Annotated in this window: 12 protein-coding genes; 6 read left to right on the top strand and 6 right to left on the bottom strand. The window is 71.5% G+C overall.

From position 1 onward, the window contains the following. The first annotated feature begins 123 nt into the window (after positions 1-123). Positions 124-723, top strand: a complete 600-nt coding sequence (locus RBJ77_RS52555; RefSeq protein WP_372351451.1) for a histidine phosphatase family protein — start codon at positions 124-126, stop codon at positions 721-723. Positions 724-1261: 538 nt separating this feature from the next. Here the strand turns inward: RBJ77_RS52555 and RBJ77_RS52550 are convergent. Continuing rightward, positions 1262-2623 (bottom strand): tetratricopeptide repeat protein, encoded by a 1362-nt coding sequence (locus RBJ77_RS52550; protein ID WP_372351450.1) that lies wholly within the window; start codon positions 2621-2623, stop codon positions 1262-1264. Positions 2624-2912: 289 nt separating this feature from the next. Between RBJ77_RS52550 and RBJ77_RS52545 the strand changes: the two genes are divergently transcribed. Together RBJ77_RS52545 and RBJ77_RS52540 are read left to right on the top strand one after the other, a co-directional pair. Next, positions 2913-3326 (top strand): hypothetical protein, encoded by a 414-nt coding sequence (locus tag RBJ77_RS52545; protein WP_372351571.1) that lies wholly within the window; start codon positions 2913-2915, stop codon positions 3324-3326. Positions 3327-3395: 69 nt separating this feature from the next. Then, entirely contained in the window at positions 3396-4280 is an 885-nt protein-coding gene (locus tag RBJ77_RS52540; RefSeq protein ID WP_372351449.1) for a spermidine synthase, read from the top strand. Between the two features lie 21 nt (positions 4281-4301). Here RBJ77_RS52540 and RBJ77_RS52535 read toward each other — a convergent pair whose 3' ends face one another. Continuing rightward, positions 4302-4826 (bottom strand): hypothetical protein, encoded by a 525-nt coding sequence (locus RBJ77_RS52535; RefSeq protein WP_372351570.1) that lies wholly within the window; start codon positions 4824-4826, stop codon positions 4302-4304. A gap of 177 nt (positions 4827-5003) precedes the next feature. Here RBJ77_RS52535 and RBJ77_RS52530 point away from each other — a divergent pair, with 177 nt between their 5' ends. The 3 genes from RBJ77_RS52530 (at position 5004) to RBJ77_RS52520 (ending at position 8711) form a co-directional block, all read left to right on the top strand. Continuing rightward, positions 5004-5708: a response regulator transcription factor gene (locus RBJ77_RS52530; RefSeq protein WP_255979499.1), complete on the top strand. Its 705-nt coding sequence runs from the start codon at positions 5004-5006 to the stop codon at positions 5706-5708. Further along, positions 5705-7111, top strand: a complete 1407-nt coding sequence (locus RBJ77_RS52525) for a sensor histidine kinase (RefSeq protein WP_372351448.1) — start codon at positions 5705-5707, stop codon at positions 7109-7111. The genes RBJ77_RS52530 and RBJ77_RS52525 overlap by 4 nt, the downstream gene beginning before the upstream one ends. A gap of 124 nt (positions 7112-7235) precedes the next feature. Continuing rightward, complete coding sequence (locus tag RBJ77_RS52520; RefSeq protein ID WP_372351447.1) at positions 7236-8711, top strand: cellulose binding domain-containing protein; 1476 nt, start codon at positions 7236-7238, stop codon at positions 8709-8711. A gap of 98 nt (positions 8712-8809) precedes the next feature. On the opposite strand, the gene RBJ77_RS52515 is transcribed toward RBJ77_RS52520, so the two are convergent. The 4 genes from RBJ77_RS52515 to RBJ77_RS52500 all read right to left on the bottom strand — a co-directional run bounded on the left by RBJ77_RS52515 (position 8810) and on the right by RBJ77_RS52500 (position 15435). Then, positions 8810-10459 (bottom strand): bifunctional aspartate transaminase/aspartate 4-decarboxylase, encoded by a 1650-nt coding sequence (locus RBJ77_RS52515; RefSeq protein ID WP_372351446.1) that lies wholly within the window; start codon positions 10457-10459, stop codon positions 8810-8812. Positions 10460-10477: 18 nt separating this feature from the next. Next, positions 10478-12181, bottom strand: a complete 1704-nt coding sequence (gene aspT / locus RBJ77_RS52510; protein WP_372351445.1) for an aspartate-alanine antiporter — start codon at positions 12179-12181, stop codon at positions 10478-10480. Positions 12182-12196: 15 nt separating this feature from the next. Further along, complete coding sequence (aspT, locus tag RBJ77_RS52505) at positions 12197-13873, bottom strand: aspartate-alanine antiporter (protein ID WP_372351444.1); 1677 nt, start codon at positions 13871-13873, stop codon at positions 12197-12199. 110 nt (positions 13874-13983) lie between these two features. Then, complete coding sequence (locus RBJ77_RS52500) at positions 13984-15435, bottom strand: GH1 family beta-glucosidase (RefSeq protein WP_372351443.1); 1452 nt, start codon at positions 15433-15435, stop codon at positions 13984-13986. Positions 15436-15548: the final 113 nt, after the last annotated feature.

The following is a 15548-nucleotide window of genomic DNA, read 5'->3' as shown; positions in this document are numbered from 1 at the left end:
GATCAGCCGGCGGGTTGCCCGGCGGACCCTCGGCGTTCCTGTTGCGGGATGATGGAACGGGTGACATCTGCTGTTGCCCCGTGTTCATCGTGTTCATCCCTGAAGTTGTGAAAGGGCCCGATCATGGCACCGCGCATCCTGTTGGCCCGGCACGGACAGACGGAATGGTCCCTGTCCGGGCGCCACACCGGCAGGACGGACATCCCGCTCCTGGAAGAGGGCCGACGCGGCGCGAAGCTGCTCGGCGAGCGGTTGCGGCACGCCCCGTACGACGGTCTGGCCGGGGTCGAGGTGCGCACCTCGCCGCTGGCGCGGGCGAGCGAGACGTGCGAGCTGGCGGGGTTCGGGGACCGGGCCGTCGCGTGGGACGCGCTCCTGGAGTGGGACTACGGCGCGTACGAGGGGCTCACCCCGGCTCAGATCCAGGAGCTGCGGCCCGGGTGGTTCATCTGGCGGGACGGGGTTCCGGAGGGTGAGACGTTGGCCGAGGTGACGGCTCGGGCCGATGAGGTCGTGGCGTGGGCGCGGGGCGCCGAGCGGGACGTGCTGGTGTTCGCCCACGGGCACATCCTGCGGTCGATCGGGGCGCGCTGGCTCGGCCTCCCGCTCGACTTCGCCTCCCGCATCCGGCTCAACCCGACGTCGCTGTCGGTACTGGGGTGGGCGTACGGGGAGCCGGCGCTCGAATCCTGGAACGAAACGGGTCACCTGGCGGCGGCTTGACCGGACCCCGGTGCGGATCTGCCGGGTCCCTGTTTCGCTGCGGGCTGCGGGCCGGTGGGGGCTGGTCGCGCAGTTCCCCGCGCCCCTGAAAACCCGACTGTGTCTGCGGGTGTGTGGGGGTTGCTCGCGCAGTTCCCCGCGCCCCTGAAAACCCGACTGTGTCTGCGGGTGTGTGGGGGTTGCTCGCGCAGTTCCCCGCGCCCCTGGAAACTCGACTGTGTCTGCGGGTGTGTGGGGGCTGGTCGCGCAGTTCCCCGCGCCCCTGAGATGCGCCCTTCGGGCGGCATCTCCCCGGCGGGGGAAGGCTGCGCGCAGCGCATGCCTTCCAGGGGCGCGGGGAACTGCGCGAGAAGCCCCCACCGGGCCGCACTCGGTGAGCGGACGGTTGTTGTCGCGGCGCGTAGCCGTGTTTTTAGGGGCGCGGGGAACTGCGCGAGAAGCCCACCGGCCGGCAGTCGGTGAACGAGCGGTTGTGGTCACGGCGCGTAGCCGTGTTTGCGCGGCCAGCCCTCACCGACCCGCGCCCGTCATACGGCGGCTAGCGGCGGGACGCCGCGTGGGATTCGAGGAAGGCCGCCACCCCGGCCGCCCGCCGGTGCGGCAGCAGGACGCGCGCCGTCGTCGCCAGCATCGACTCGATGCGCGACGAGCGGACGTCACGGAGCAGGCCCAGCGCCCGCGCCCCCGCGGCAGCGGATTCGTCCGGCTGACCGGCCCGCGCCAGATCGTCCGCCAACTCGGCCGTGTACAACGCCATGTTGCGGGTGAAGTGCGGATCCTGGAGCGCGGCGGCACGCCGCGCGTGCCGAGCCGCCCGGTCCCAGTTCCCGAGCGCGGACCAGCACTGCGCCTCGAGCCCCTCCAGCTCGGCCTCGCCGTAGAACGACATCCACTCGGGATCCGCCTCCGACGCCCCCCGCGCGAACAACGCCTGCGCCCGCGCCAGACACCGCTCGCACGCCCGCTGGTCACCGAGCCCCGCCCAGCCGCCCGCCTCCCGCAGCGCGAGCAGCGACAGCAGGCGCGGCGAGCCGCTGCCCGCGGCCACCCGGGTCGCCGCCTGCGCCGCCCGTACGGCCTCGCGCGGGCGGCCCGCGTCGCGCGCGAGGAACGCCGTGTTGCAGAACGCGTGCGCCTCCAGCGCCTCGTCGCCCGCCATCCGCGCCGTCGCGAGCGCCTCCGCGTAGTGCGAGCGCGCGTCGTCGAAGCGGCCCGAGTCGTGCGCCAACCAGCCGACGGAGATGGCGAGTTCACCCGCCCCGGTCTGCAGTCGCTCGGTGACGTCGCGCTGCGCGGTGCCCGCGTCGAGCAGTTCGAAGGCGGTCCGCAGGGGCGTGGCGGCCCGCCGGTACAGGCCGTCCGCGCCGTGCCGGTCGTCGAGCAGCCGGATCCGCCGGATCGCCTCCTCCACCGCGCCGATCCCGGCCCGCGCCGGGTGGTGGGCGGCCTCGCCGGGGGCGAGGGGCGCCCCGAAGGGCGTCAGGGTGGCGACGGCCACGGTGGCCGTGGAACCGGTCATGCCGGTCATGAATGCGCGACGTCGCACGTCGCTCTCCTCGTCGTACGTGTGATGCGTGTGCTGCGGTTCGGCAGTGGCGACGGCGGGGCGCGTGCCGCGGCCGCGCACCGCGGAGCGGGGGGCGAACCCCAGGTCCGTCAGCGTCCGGCCGGGGAACATGTGCAGGAACACCCGCTCGTACGCGTAGTTGGGGCAGCGGATCTCGCCGGCCTCCACCCGTCCGATGTAGCGAGCGTCGCAGCTGACCCGCTCGCCGATCTCCCGGGCCGCACGCCGTACCGCGGCCGCGAACTCGCCCGGCGAGCGCTGCCCGCGCAACTCCCGGAAGGCGAGGTTCGGCCGTGGGGACGGTGGCGCCGAGACATACGGAGACGACGTCATGAGCGGGGTCCTCCCGTGCGAACCGTGCCGGATGCCACGGGAGTTGGGGCCGCCGGCCGCCAACTCCCTTGTTCCGGCGAGGCTCGAAGGTACCGGCTGTGACGGACGCGACACGCAGGGTTTGGCTACAAACCGGATATCTCACCCACGATCCGCCATGAAGTGCCATCCTTTGCGGCGGCGTGCCGCCGTAGCCCTTGACAGCCTCGTGCGTTGAACCATGCGGCGAAACCCCATCGGGACACTCGGGACACGAGGAGGGGCCGACGTGTTGGACGCGGCACAGCCCATGACGTCGACAGCGCAACACCGTCCGACCGAGGAGCGCAGCGAGCAGCCGCCCGGCGCCTGCGATCTGGTCACGGTGCCATCGCGGCAGGGCCTGGAGGCGGTCGACATCCTGCGCAGGGGCTGCACGGAGACGGTCGGTCCCGTGCTGCACGACGGCGGCGGCGACACCCTCGGCTTCCTCGTGCCGCCCGGCACCGCCGACGGCTGGGACGTCCCGGGCAGCGCCTGTACGCACACGGAGGGCCGCGGGCTCGCGTTCGGCGCGGTCTCCGCCCCGCCGCCGGTCGAGGGCACCGGATGGCTGCTGCCGCCCGGCGAGGAGAGCGGCGACCTGGTCACCGACCCGGCCGTGCTGCGGGCCGCCCTGGACGAGGCCGCCCGGCTGATCGAGGCCGCCGACAACTGCCGCTGAGACCGCCGCTGAGACCGTCGCGGGGACCGCCGCTGGGCCGATGCGCCGCCACCCGTCGATAATGGGCGAATGGCGAGGTCACGCAAGCAGGGGCGCAGCAGCGACGGTGGGGGCCGAGGGGCCCGGGAGCCCGTCGTGGAGAGCGTCGACGGCGGGCTCGCCGAGCTGATACCCGACCGGGACCGCCCGGCCGCCTGGACCCTGCTCCTGGACGGCGCCCCGCAGTCCCACGTCGACCTCGACGACCCGACGCACCTCTCCTTCGAGTACCAGCGGCGGATCGGCCACGTCCTGGACCTGGCCGCCGACCAGGGCCGCCCGGTGCAGGCCCTGCACCTCGGCGGCGGCGCCTTCACACTGGCCCGCTACGTCGCCGCCACCCGCCCCCGCTCCACGCAGCAGATCGTGGAACGCGACGGCCCGCTCGTCCAACTCGTGCGCGCCACCCTGCCGTTGGACCCCGGCGCCCGGATCCGCGTCCGCACCGCCGACGCCCGCGAGGCCCTCGCCAAGCTGCCCGACGACTGGGCCGACGTCCTCGTCGCGGACGTGTTCAGCGGGGCCCGCACCCCGGCCCACCTGACGAGCACGGAGTTCCTGACCGAGGTGCGCCGCGTGCTGCGGACCACCGGCGTCTACGTCGCCAACCTCGCCGACGGGCCGCCCCTCGCGCACCTGCGCGCCCAGATCGCCACGGCCGCCGCCGTCTTCCCCGAGCTCGCCCTGGTCGCCGACCCGACCGTGCTGCGCGGCAAGCGGTTCGGGAACGCGGTCCTGGTGGCGTCCGCGCAGCCCCTGCCGGTCACCGAGCTGACCCGGCGCGCGGCGGGGGACCCGCATCCGGGGCGGGTCGAGCACGGGAAGGCGCTGGCGGACTTCACGGGCGGGGCGGTGCCCGTCGTGGACGCGGCGGCCAAGGCCTCCCCGGCACCGCCGCCGTCCGTGTTCCGGTGAGGGCCCCGTCCCGGTGAGGGCTCAGTACTTCGCGATCTCCACCGTCGGCGCGTGGTCGTGCCACGTGCAGAACACCGACACCTTGTCCGCGCCGGACGTGAACTCGACCCGGATCCACGTGGTCTGCTTCCACACCTGCACCGACCAGCCCGAGGCCGGGGTCGCCGAGACCAGCGTCGCGGACGACGTCCCGAGGTCGAAGACCGCGCGCCCGCCCGTCGTCGCGTAGCTCTTCACGGTGCCGGACGAGGCGGTGCCGGGTGACGAGGAGCGCGTGGTGGGCGACGGCTTCGGGCCGGGCGTGGCGGACTTCGACGCCGACCGGGACGGTTTCGACGACGCCGCGGAGGACGACGCCGAGGGCGACGGCTCCGGACGGTGCGTGGACGAGGAGACCGGCGACGCCGCGTCCCCGTCGTCCGTGGCCATCACCGGCAGCGCCTGCGGCGGGTCGTACGCCGTGCCGGACATCACCGTGTGCACGCCCCACCACGACAGCGTCACCGCGGCCCCGGTGGCGAGCAGCCACGCGACCGAGTGCACCAGCCCCCGGCGGACCGACCGCGGTGCCCGGGGCGGTTCCGGCGTCGGCGTCGGTGGGGGCGAGGAGAGCGTCGGTTGCATCGCGGGCCATACTGCACCACACCCGCCACCCGTGTCCCGTACGGTCCACCGTCACCCGGGGGAGGCCTGAAAACGTCCGGATGGCGTACGGTGCCGCCCATGGCAAGTGTGCTCGTGGTCGAGGACGACCAGTTCGTGCGCTCGGCCCTCATCCGGCACCTGACCGACGCGGCACACACCGTGCGCAGCGTCGGCACGGCCCTGGAGGCGCTGCGCGAGGTCGCTCATTTCCGGTTCGACGTGGTGATCCTCGACCTCGGCCTGCCGGATCTGGACGGGGCCGAGGCGCTGAAGATGCTCCGCGGCATCACCGACGTACCGGTGATCATCGCCACGGCGCGGGACGACGAGGCCGAGATCGTCCGGCTGCTCAACGACGGTGCCGACGACTACCTGACCAAGCCGTTCTCGCCCGAGCACCTGTCCGCGCGGATGGCCGCCGTGCTGCGCCGCTCGCGGGGGAGCGCCACCGCCGAGCCGCCCTCGCGGCTCCTCCAGGTCGGCGGCCTGTCCATCGACCCGCTGCGCCGGCAGGCCGAGCTGGACGGTGCCCGGCTCGACCTGACCCGCCGCGAGTTCGACCTGCTGGCCTTCCTCGCCGGGCGGCCCGGCGTCGTCGTCCCCCGCAAGGAACTCCTCGCCGAGGTGTGGCAGCAGAGCTACGGGGACGACCAGACCATCGACGTCCATCTGTCGTGGCTGCGCCGGAAGTTGGGCGAGACGGCCGCCAGGCCCCGCTATCTGCACACCCTGCGCGGCGTCGGCGTGAAGCTGGAGCCGCCGCGCCTGGAGGCCTCGCCGTGAGGTGGGCGCTCGTCAAGGTCTGTCTGGCCGTGACGACCATGGTGGTCGTCGCGTTCGCCGTCCCGCTCGGGCTCGTCATCAAGGAGATGGCCCGGGACCGCGCGTTCTCCAACGCCGAGCGGACCGCCGTCGCCATCGGCCCCACCCTCTCCATCACCACCGACCGCGACCAGCTCGCCCGCGCCCTCGCCACCGCGCAGACCGGCGACGGCGACCGGATGTCCGTGTACGTCCCGGCCGCCGACGGCAACCCCGCCATCCGGCTCGGCGAGCAGCGGGTCGACGCCGACGACCTCGACATCCGGCGGGCGACCGTCGTCGACGTGCCCGGCGGCTCCGTGTGGCTGCAGCCGATCGCGATCAGCACCGTGAAGATCGCCGTCGTCGAGGTGTTCGTCCCCGAGGCCGAGGTCACCAACGGCGTGACGACCGCGTGGGTCGTGCTCGCGGGCGTCGGCATCGCGCTCGTCATCGGGTCCGTGGCGGTCGCGGACCGGCTCGGGGTGCGCATGGTGCAGCCCGCGCAGCGGCTCGTCGGCGCCGCGCACGAACTCGGCGAGGGCAGGCTCGGCGCGCGGGTGCCCGAGGACGGGCCGACCGAACTGCGGCTCGCCGCCGTCGCGTTCAACTCCATGGCCGACCAGGTCGTCCAACTGCTCGCCAACGAAAGGGAGCTGGCCGCCGACCTGTCGCACCGGCTGCGCACCCCGCTGACCGTGCTCCGGCTGAACGCCGCCTCGCTGGGGGACGGGCCCGCCGCCGAGCAGACCCGGGTCGCCGTCGAGCAGCTGGAGCGCGAGGTCGACACCATCATCCGCACGGCCAGGGACGCCAAGCCGCAGACCGCCGCGGCCGGTCCTGGCGCCGGCTGCGACGCCGCCGAGGTGATCCGCGAGCGCATGGACTTCTGGTCGGCGCTCGCCGAGGACGAGGGGCGCAAGGTGCGGGTCGCCGGGATCGACCGGCCCGTCCGCATCCCGGTCGTCCGCGGCGAATTGGTGGCCGCCCTCGACGCGCTGCTCGGCAACGTCTTCCGGCACACCCCGGAGGGCACCGCCTTCGCGGTCGACGTGCACAGCGGCGAGGACGCCGTGATCGTGCTCGTCTCGGACGCGGGCCCCGGCATCCTCGACCCCGAGGCGGCGATGGCCCGCGGCCGGGGCTCGGGCAGCGACGGCTCGACCGGCCTCGGCCTGGACATCGTGCGGCGCCTCGCCGAGTCCACCGGCGGCGACGTGCGCATCGGCTCGTCCGTGCTCGGCGGCACCGAGGTGCGGATCTGGGTCCAGACCGACCAGCGGGCCACCAGGGCCCCGGCCGGGACCCGGCGCGGACGCGGACACCGGAGCCGGGAACGTAAAGGACTGGTCTCTACCTTTAATCGCTCCCGATCCCTTCCTTAAGCCAACCCTAAGATCCTCAACCCCCGCCCCGGTTGACCGAATTGACGGATTCCGGATCGCTAGCGTGCTGCCGCGCCCTACCCCCAGGGCACCCCCACCCCCGTACAGCTAAGGCAGGCACGTGATGAGCAGCACGCACCGGCGCAGGGTCAGCGGCAGGAACAAGGCGATAGGCGGCGTCGTCGCCGCGGCCGTCGTGGGCGGCGGCGGGTTCCTCTTCGCGTCGAGCGCGTCGGCTGCCTCGGTGGGCGCCGCGTTCACCAGGACCAGCAGCTGGTCCGGTGGCTACACCGGGCAGTACGTCATCACGAACGACACCGACAAGGCCCAGGCCGACTGGACCCTGGAGTTCGACCTGCCGGCGGGCACGAAGCTGGGCTCGCTGTGGAACGCCGAGTCGAAGACCGACGGGCAGCACGTCACCGTCACCGCCGCCTCCTGGGACAAGGCGGGCATCGCGGCCGGCAAGGCCGTGACCGTCGGCTTCGTCGTCACCGGTGACGCCGACCCGGCCGGCTGTCTCATCAACGACACCAAGTGCTCCGTCGACGACGGCGCGACCCCCGAGCCGTCCGGCCGCCCCACAGAGACGGCCACCCCGTCGCCGACCGCCTCGGCCTCCACCACCGCGAAGCCGAGCGAGACGGCCACCGCGAGCCCGACCGCCTCGTCGTCCTCCGGCTCGGGTTCGGGTTCGGGTTCGACGGCGGCCGCCGGATTCGCCCCGTACGTCGACACCTCCCTGTACCCGAAGTTCGACCTGGTCGCCTCGTCCAAGGCCACCGGCGTGAAGGAGTACAACCTCGCCTTCATCACCTCGGGCGGCTCGTGCGTCCCGAAGTGGGGCGGCGTCACCGACCTCGGCAGCGACGAGGTCGCGGCGCAGATCGGCGACCTGCGGTCCGCGGGCGGCGACGTCCGCGTCTCCTTCGGCGGCGCCTCCGGCACCGAACTCGCGCAGGCCTGCTCCTCGGCGTCCGACCTGGCGGCGGCGTACCAGAAGGTCATCGACCAGTTCAAGCTCACCAGGGTCGACTTCGACGTCGAGGGCGGCGCGCTGCCCGACACGGCCAACAACACCAAGCGCGCCGAGGCCATCGCCACGCTGCAGAAGGACAACCCCGACCTGAACGTCTCCTTCACCCTGCCCGTCATGCCCGAGGGCCTGACGTCGGACGGCGTGAACTTCCTCAAGAACGCCAAGGAGAACGGCGTCGCCACCGACCTCGTCAACATCATGGCGATGGACTACGGCGGCTCGTACAGCGGCGACATGGGCACCTACGCCGAGCAGGCCGCCACCGCCACGCAGGCGCAGATCAAGTCGGCCCTCGGCCTGTCGGACGCGGCCGCCTGGAAGGCCGTCGCGATCACCCCGATGATCGGCGTCAACGACGTCGCGTCCGAGGTCTTCAAGGTCGACGACGCCACCCAGCTCGTCTCCTTCGCCAAGGAGAAGGGCCTGGGCGGCCTGTCGATGTGGTCGGCGACCCGTGACAAGCAGTGCGCCGGCGGCGCCAAGAACTCGGCGGACCCGACCTGCTCGTCGATCGAGCAGGGTGCCAACGCCTTCCAGAAGGCCTTCGTGGCCTTCGACTAGCTCGACCAGCCACTGCGAGGAACGGGGGCCGCGGCCCCGGCCGGCGCTCTGCGGAGTCCCCCACCCGGCCGGGGCTGTGTCAGGTCGGGCCTGCGCGGTCAGGCCTGCGCGGCCCGCCACTCCTGCGCGTAGTCGTTGAAGATCGCCCGCAGGTGGTGGCCGATCTTCAGGTAGTCCAGGTCGTCCAGGTTGGCGAGGGAGACCCGCACCGACCACTCGGGACCTTCGAAGCCGCCGCCGTTCAGGAGCACCACACCCGTCTGCTGGGCGAGGCGGAACAGCGCGTCGATGGGCTCGTAGCTCTTCTCCAGGAACGCCGCGAACTCCTGCCCGTGCTCCAGCTCCGCCTGCGCCAGCAGATCGAGCTCGATGTAGTAGCCGGCCCGCTCCGGGTCCTCGGCGATCTTCATCTGCGAGCCCTCCAGCAGGAGTTCGAGCCGCTGCCGGACGATCGCACGGATCCGCTCCTTGTACGCCTGGCCCTCCTCCAGCATGTCGAAGAGCGAGAACAGGGCGAGCATGACCTGCTGCGGCAGCGACAGGCCCGCCGTGTGGTTGAGCGCCACCTGCCGGGAGTCGGCGACCAGCCGGTCGATGAACCTGATCTTCTCCGGCTCCAGGGTGAGCGTGCCGTACCGCTTGTTCAGCCGCTCCGTCTCGGCCGCGGGGAGCGCCTTGATCTGCTCGTCGATCACGTTGTCGTCGTGCAGGCCGATGACGCCGAGCCGCCAGCCCGTGCAGCCGTAGTGCTTCGAGTACGAGTAGACGAGCAGCGTGTTGCGCGGCAGGTCGGCGGCGATCGAGCGGAAGCCGTCCACGAACGTGCCGTACACGTCGTCCGTGACGATCAGCAGGTTCGGGTTCTTCGTCGCGACGATGTCCTTGATCTGGTCCGCGACCCGCCGGCTGAGCGCGAGGGACGGCGGGTTGGACGGGTTGACCAGGCAGACCAGCTTGATCTCCGGGTCCGCCAGCTTGGCGACCTCCTCGGCCGGGTAGCGCCACTCGCGCACGCCCGTCTCGGCGAACATGCTGGCCTCGACGTAGGTCACGTCGAACTCGTACGTGTCGAGCTCGGGGATCTCGATGTACGGCGTGAACACCGGGACCATCAGCGCGATCTTGTCGCCCTTGTGCAGGATCCCGTTCTTCATCAGCGAGTCGAAGATGTAGCACATGGCGGCCGTGCCGCCCTCGGTCGCGAAGTACGAGATCTGCCCGGCCGGCGGCTTCTTGTCGAACATCTCGTCCGCGACGTAGCCGCGCACGATCTCCTGGACGTGCTCCAGGATCCGGTCCGGCACCGGGTAGTTGTCGCCGACCGAGCTGTCGGTCAGCTCGTGCACGAACGCGTCCTTGTCGAACCCGAACCGCTGGATGCCCAACTGCACGCACTGGGCGAGGAGTTCGATGCCCGGCAGGTCCGGGTGGCGGCGCACGAAGGTGTCGAAGCGCTCGTACGAGCCGTCCTTCTCCGGCATGCCTCCCAGGTTGTCGGCCGTCCACACGCGCCGGGACTCGGACAGGGCGAAGTAGCCCAGCGCGTAGAACGCCTCGCGGGGTCCGGTGGCCACCCAGTTCGGGTTGCCGCGGCCCGCGTTGAGCATCTGGACGCTGGAGGTGCCCTTCTGGCCCGGCTTGTCGGCCTGCGCCTCCTTGGCCAGGTCGATGAAGACGTTCTTCAGCTCGAAGGGGGAGAGCTGGGCGTAGTGCTGGATCTGCTCACGGGTGAGGGGCGTCTTCGGCATGGTGTGGCTTCCTTACGGTCAGTGGTGGAGGAGGACGATCACGGCGCCCCAGATGGTCAGCAGCACGTTCCCGACGGCGTACGGGATCGTGTAGCCGAGCGTCGGAACCTGGGATCTGGACGCCTCGTTGATCGCGCCGATCGCGGCCGTGGTCGTCTGGCCGCCCGCGAGGACGCCCATCAGGATCGGGAAGCGGATCTTCTGGATGTAGTGGCCCACGAGGAAGCCGACGATCAGCGGGATCACCGTGGCCACGGCGCCGAAGACGAGCAGCCCCCAGCCGGCCTGCGACAGGCCGGAGGTGAAGCTCGGCCCCGCGTTGATGCCGACGACCGCGACGAACAGGCACAGGCCGAGCGTGTCCATGAACCACTGGGCGCCGGGCGGCACGTTGCCGTACGTCGGGTACTTGCCGCGGATCCAGCCGAAGACCAGGCCCATGATGAGCGCGCCGCCGGAGGTGGACAGCGAGATCGGCACGCCGGAGACGGTCAGCGCGGGGATGCCGATGCAGCCGCCGAGGAAGATGCCGAGGCCGATCCAGATCATGTCGGTGGCGAACGAGGTGGGGACCGGCTTGCCGATCGCGGCGCCGGCCGGGTCCACCAGGCGTCGCGGCCCGGTCAGGATGAGCGTGTCGCCGCGCTCGATCTTCGTGGAGAGCCGGTAGGGGAACTCGGCACCGGACCGGTAGATCTTGTCGATGTAGACCCCGACCATGAACGGCTCGCGCCGCAGCTCGGCGACGGTCTTGCCCAGTTGGGCCTTCTCCGACGCCACCACGTGCAGCGTCTCCGTCTCGTAGCCGAGCAGTTCGACGTCGTCGGTCTCCATGCCGATGTGCGTCCGGGCGTCGTACTCGACGAGGGAGCCGCGCAGTGCGCTCACCGCGACGACGTCGCCCTCGCGCAGCACCGTCCGCTGGTCGTGGTCGAGCACCTGGCCGTCGCGGCGCACGCGCGTGAGGTAGATGCGGTGGCCCAGCTGCTGTTGCTGCTTCTCGAAGTCGTCGATGGTGCGGCCGACGATGTCGGGGCGCTGGATCGTGTAGGCCCGCAGCACGACCTCGTAGTAGCCCTCGTGCAGGTCGGGGTCGTCCTCCGGTGCGTCCAGCTCCTTGGCCAGCACGGCCGATTCGGCCGCGAGGTCCTTCTTGTAGAGCTTCGGCAGGACGTTGGCGAGCAGCATCGCGCACAGGATCGTGCCGAGCGGATACGTGACCGCGTAGCCGATCGCGACGAGGTTCTCCTCGTTCTTGGCCTGCCCGGAGGTGAGGCCCGGCAGGTTGCCGATGGCGTCCTGCGCGACACCGATGACCGCGGACTGGGTGAGCGCGCCGCCCAGCAGACCGGCGGAGAGCCCGGGGCCGTAGCCGAGCATCGCCGCGAAGAGCCAGCAGACCAGCAGGCCGGTGACGCAGACGACGATGGCGTTGACGACCTGCGGCAGGCCGTCCTTCTTCAGTCCGCGGAAGAACTGCGGACCCACTTTGTAGCCCAGGGCGAACAGGAACATGATGAAGAACAGGCTCTTCACGGTCCCGTCGACGGTGACCTTGAACTGCGCGCCGAGCAGCAGGCCGGCGACCAGGCAGCCGGTGACGGCGCCGAGCGCGATCGCCTTGTAGCGCAGCTTGCCGAAGAGGAAGCCGAGCGCGACGGTGAGGAACACCAGCAGTTCCGGATAGGGCTGGAAGATGTTCCGGTTGAGAAAGTCGATCACTGGACGTGCCGCCTCTCAGTGTCCGAGTACGCCGACGAGCACGGGGCCCGTCAGGGGGAGCAGGAAGTTCGAGAGGGCGTAGGTGATCGTGTAGCCGAGCATCGGCACCGACGACTGCGCCACCTGGGTGACGGCGGTGATCGCGGGCGTCGAACACTGCTGCCCCGCGATGGCGCCGATCAGCAACGGCTTCTCGATGTTGAGGAGCTTGCGGCCGACGACGAGCGAGATCGTCGCGGGGACCAGGACCATCGCGATCCCGGCGAACGGCAGCAGCGCCCCGTACTCCTTCAGCAGCGGCCACGCCTGCGGCCCCGACACCAGACCGGTGCAGGCGATGAAGACCGCGAGCCCCATGTCCTTGATGGTCGAGGCGGCCTGCGGCGGGAACGCGCCGAAGGTCTGCGAGCGGGAGCGGAACCAGCCGAACAGCAGGCCCGAGATCAGACAGCCGCCGCCGGTGCCGAGCGACATCGGTACGTCGCCGAACTTCACCACGACCTGGCCGAGCAGCGAACCGGCCGCGATGCCGAGCCCGAGGTAGATGAAGTCGGTGGCGTCGTTCTTGACGACCGAGCCCAGCTTCGCGACCAGCTTGCTCAGGCCCGAGCGGGCGCCGACCAGGGTCAGCACGTCGCCGCGGTGCACGACCGTGTCGCCGTTCGCGGGCATGTCCTGGTCGGCGCGGACGACGTCGGTGACGTAGACGCCGTCGCTGAGGAACTCGGGGTTCTCGCGCACGAGGTCGTCGATGGTCTTGCCGTCGTTGGCCTTGTCCGTGATCGACACCTGCTTGGTGGCGAGCGGCGAGTCGAGCCCCGGCACGCCGGGCGTCTCGGGGCCGATCAGCCGCCCCGCCTCGATGGTGTTCGCCCGCCGGCCGACCACGAGGACCAGGTCGGAGAGGGTGAGCTCCAGGTCGGGGGAGGGCGTCAGCATCCTGCTGCCGCGCTTGACGGACTCGATGGTGATCCGGGTGCCGAGGCTGGACTCCAGGTCGCCGACGGTCCGTCCGTCGGCGGTGGTCACCAGGTACGTACGGCCCACCATGGTGGGCAGCGCGGCGCGCTCGTCCGACTCCAGGCTGCCGCTGCTGCGGGTGCGCTCCCACAGCTCGCGGGAGGCGTCGCGCAGGTTGATGCGGAGCAGCATCGGCATGATCTGGCTCGTGTAGAGCACGATCGTGATCAGGCCGAAGAGGTAGCAGACGGTGTACGCGGTGGCGACGTTGCCCTGGTACTCGCTGATCTGCGCGGCGGTCAGGTTGGTGAGCTTGCCGATGGACTCGGTCGCCGTGCCGACCACGGCCGATTCGGTGGCGGCGCCGGCCAGGATGCCGGAGGCCGTACCGACGTCGAGGTCGAACCACTTGGCGAGGCCGAAGGCGATGCCGAGGACGCAGACCAGCTCGATGCCGCAGAGCACGAAGAAGCGCAGGGACTTCTTGTTGAGGTTGCGGAAGAACTGCGGCCCGGCCATGTAGCCGAGGGCGAAGATGAAGAGCGCGAAGAACACGGTCTTCACGTCGCCGGAGATCTCCGCCTTGGTCCAGGCGCCGAGCAGCAGCGAGACGATCAGGGTTCCGCAGATGCCGCCCAGGGTGAGCGGGCCGACGCGCAGCTTCCCGACGAGGTAGCCGAGCGCGAGGCTCGCGAACAGGACGAGTTCCGGATGATCCTTGAGTACGCCCATGGCAGCTCAGCGGATCTCTGGAGCGAATGTGTCGGACATGTGAGGCATATGCGCAAAATAAGGGCCGATGCGTCACTCCGCTATGCGAGCGCGCACCGGCCCCGGCCGTCCTAGTCGGTGGCGGGCAGCCCACCCGTCCGGGCGACCTGCGCGTACCAGGCGGCGCTCGACTTCGGGATCCGGGCCTGGGTCTCGTAGTCGACGTAGACCGCGCCGAACCGCTTGCCGTACCCGTACGCCCATTCGAAGTTGTCGAGCAGCGACCACAGGAAGTACCCGCGGACGTCGGCGCCCGCACGGATCGCGTCGTGGATGGCGCCGAGGTGGCCGTGCAGGTAGCGGATGCGGTCCGGGTCGTGGACCCGGCCGTCGGCGTCCACGACGTCGTCGTACGCGGCGCCGTTCTCCGTCACGTAGAGCGGAACCCCGGGGGCCTGAGCGGTGTAGTCGAGGAGAAGGTCCGTGAGACCGGTCGGATCCACCGGCCAGTTCATCGCGGTGACCTCGCCGGGCGCGTGGTGGAAGGCGACGTCGTCGGCGGCCGGCCAGGGGGAGTGGTCACTGGCGCCGTGACCGTCCAGCCTGGGGCCGTCCTGGTCGGGGCGGGCGGCCGAGACGACGGCGGGCGTGTAGTAGTTCAGACCGATGAAGTCGAGGGGCTGGTGGATGGACGCGAGGTCCCCGTCCTGCACGAAGGACCAGTCCGTCAGGCGCGCGGTGTCGTCGATCAGGTCCTGCGGGTAGGCGCCCTTGAGCAGCGGCCCGGTGAAGACGCGGTTCGCGAGCGCGTCGATCCGGCGCTTGGCGTCCAGGTCGGCGGGGGACTCCGTGAGGGCCCTGACCACGCTCGGGTTGAGACTGATGCCGATGCCCGCGCGGGCCGGCAGGACGGAGCGCAGCGCCTGGGTGGCCAGACCGTGCCCGAGGTTGAGGTGGTGGGCGGCGCGCAGCGCGGCGGCCGGGTCGGTGCGGCCCGGGGCGTGCACGCCCGAGGCGTACCCCAGGAAGGCGCTGCACCAGGGCTCGTTGAGGGTCACCCAGTTCTCGACCCGGTCGCCGAGCGCCTCGCCGACGATCCCGGCGTACTCCGCGAACCGGTGGGCGGTGTCGCGCGCGGGCCAGCCGCCCGCGCTCTCCAGCTCCTGGGGCAGGTCCCAGTGGTAGAGGGTGACCACGGGCTTGATGCCGTGGCTGAGCAGCTCGTCGACGAGACCGCGGTAGAAGTCGAGCCCGCGCTGCACGGCGGGCCCGCGGCCGGTGGGCTGCACCCGCGGCCAGGCCACGGAGAAGCGGTACGAGGTGAGGCCCAGGTCCGCCATCAGCCGCACGTCGTCGCGCCACCGGTGGTAGTGGTCCACGGCGACGTCCCCGGTGTCCCCGTTCGCCACCTTCCCCGGCGTGTGGCTGAACGTGTCCCAGATCGACGGCGTCCGGCCGTCCTCCCGCACGGCGCCCTCGATCTGGTACGCGGCGGTGGCCGCGCCCCACAGGAATCCGGTGGGGAACTGGGGGCGGTGGGGTGCGGTGGCGGTCGTGGTGCTGGTGTTGTCAGTGGTGGTCATAGGAGCGCTCCCATAGGGGTTGAGGGGACGTCGAGTTGGGGGAGGCGGCGGGTGGGCCTCGTCTTCTGCGGGTCGGGGGCCGGGTGCGGGCCGGTGGGGGCTGGTCGCGCAGT

The sequence above is a fragment of the Streptomyces sp. KL116D genome (assembly GCF_030766975.1).
In the GTDB taxonomy this organism is placed as follows: Bacteria; Actinomycetota; Actinomycetes; order Streptomycetales; family Streptomycetaceae; genus Streptomyces; species Streptomyces longispororuber_A.
The sequence above is the reverse complement of the archived record's forward strand: the minus strand, read 5'-3'. Positions and strand labels throughout refer to the sequence as shown.

Bases quoted from the DNA above. Each gene is read 5' to 3' on its own strand.
- aspT (WP_372351444.1), bottom strand. From the start codon at position 13,873: ATGGGCGTACTCAAGGATCATCCGGAACTCGTCCTGTTCGCGAGCCTC.
- RBJ77_RS52520 (WP_372351447.1), top strand. From the start codon at position 7,236: ATGAGCAGCACGCACCGGCGCAGGGTCAGCGGCAGGAACAAGGCGATA.
- RBJ77_RS52545 (WP_372351571.1), top strand. From the start codon at position 2,913: ATGACGTCGACAGCGCAACACCGTCCGACCGAGGAGCGCAGCGAGCAG.
- RBJ77_RS52500 (WP_372351443.1), bottom strand. From the start codon at position 15,435: ATGACCACCACTGACAACACCAGCACCACGACCGCCACCGCACCCCAC.
- RBJ77_RS52515 (WP_372351446.1), bottom strand. From the start codon at position 10,459: ATGCCGAAGACGCCCCTCACCCGTGAGCAGATCCAGCACTACGCCCAG.
- RBJ77_RS52540 (WP_372351449.1), top strand. From the start codon at position 3,396: ATGGCGAGGTCACGCAAGCAGGGGCGCAGCAGCGACGGTGGGGGCCGA.
- RBJ77_RS52530 (WP_255979499.1), top strand. From the start codon at position 5,004: ATGGCAAGTGTGCTCGTGGTCGAGGACGACCAGTTCGTGCGCTCGGCC.
- RBJ77_RS52555 (WP_372351451.1), top strand. From the start codon at position 124: ATGGCACCGCGCATCCTGTTGGCCCGGCACGGACAGACGGAATGGTCC.
- RBJ77_RS52550 (WP_372351450.1), bottom strand. From the start codon at position 2,623: ATGACGTCGTCTCCGTATGTCTCGGCGCCACCGTCCCCACGGCCGAAC.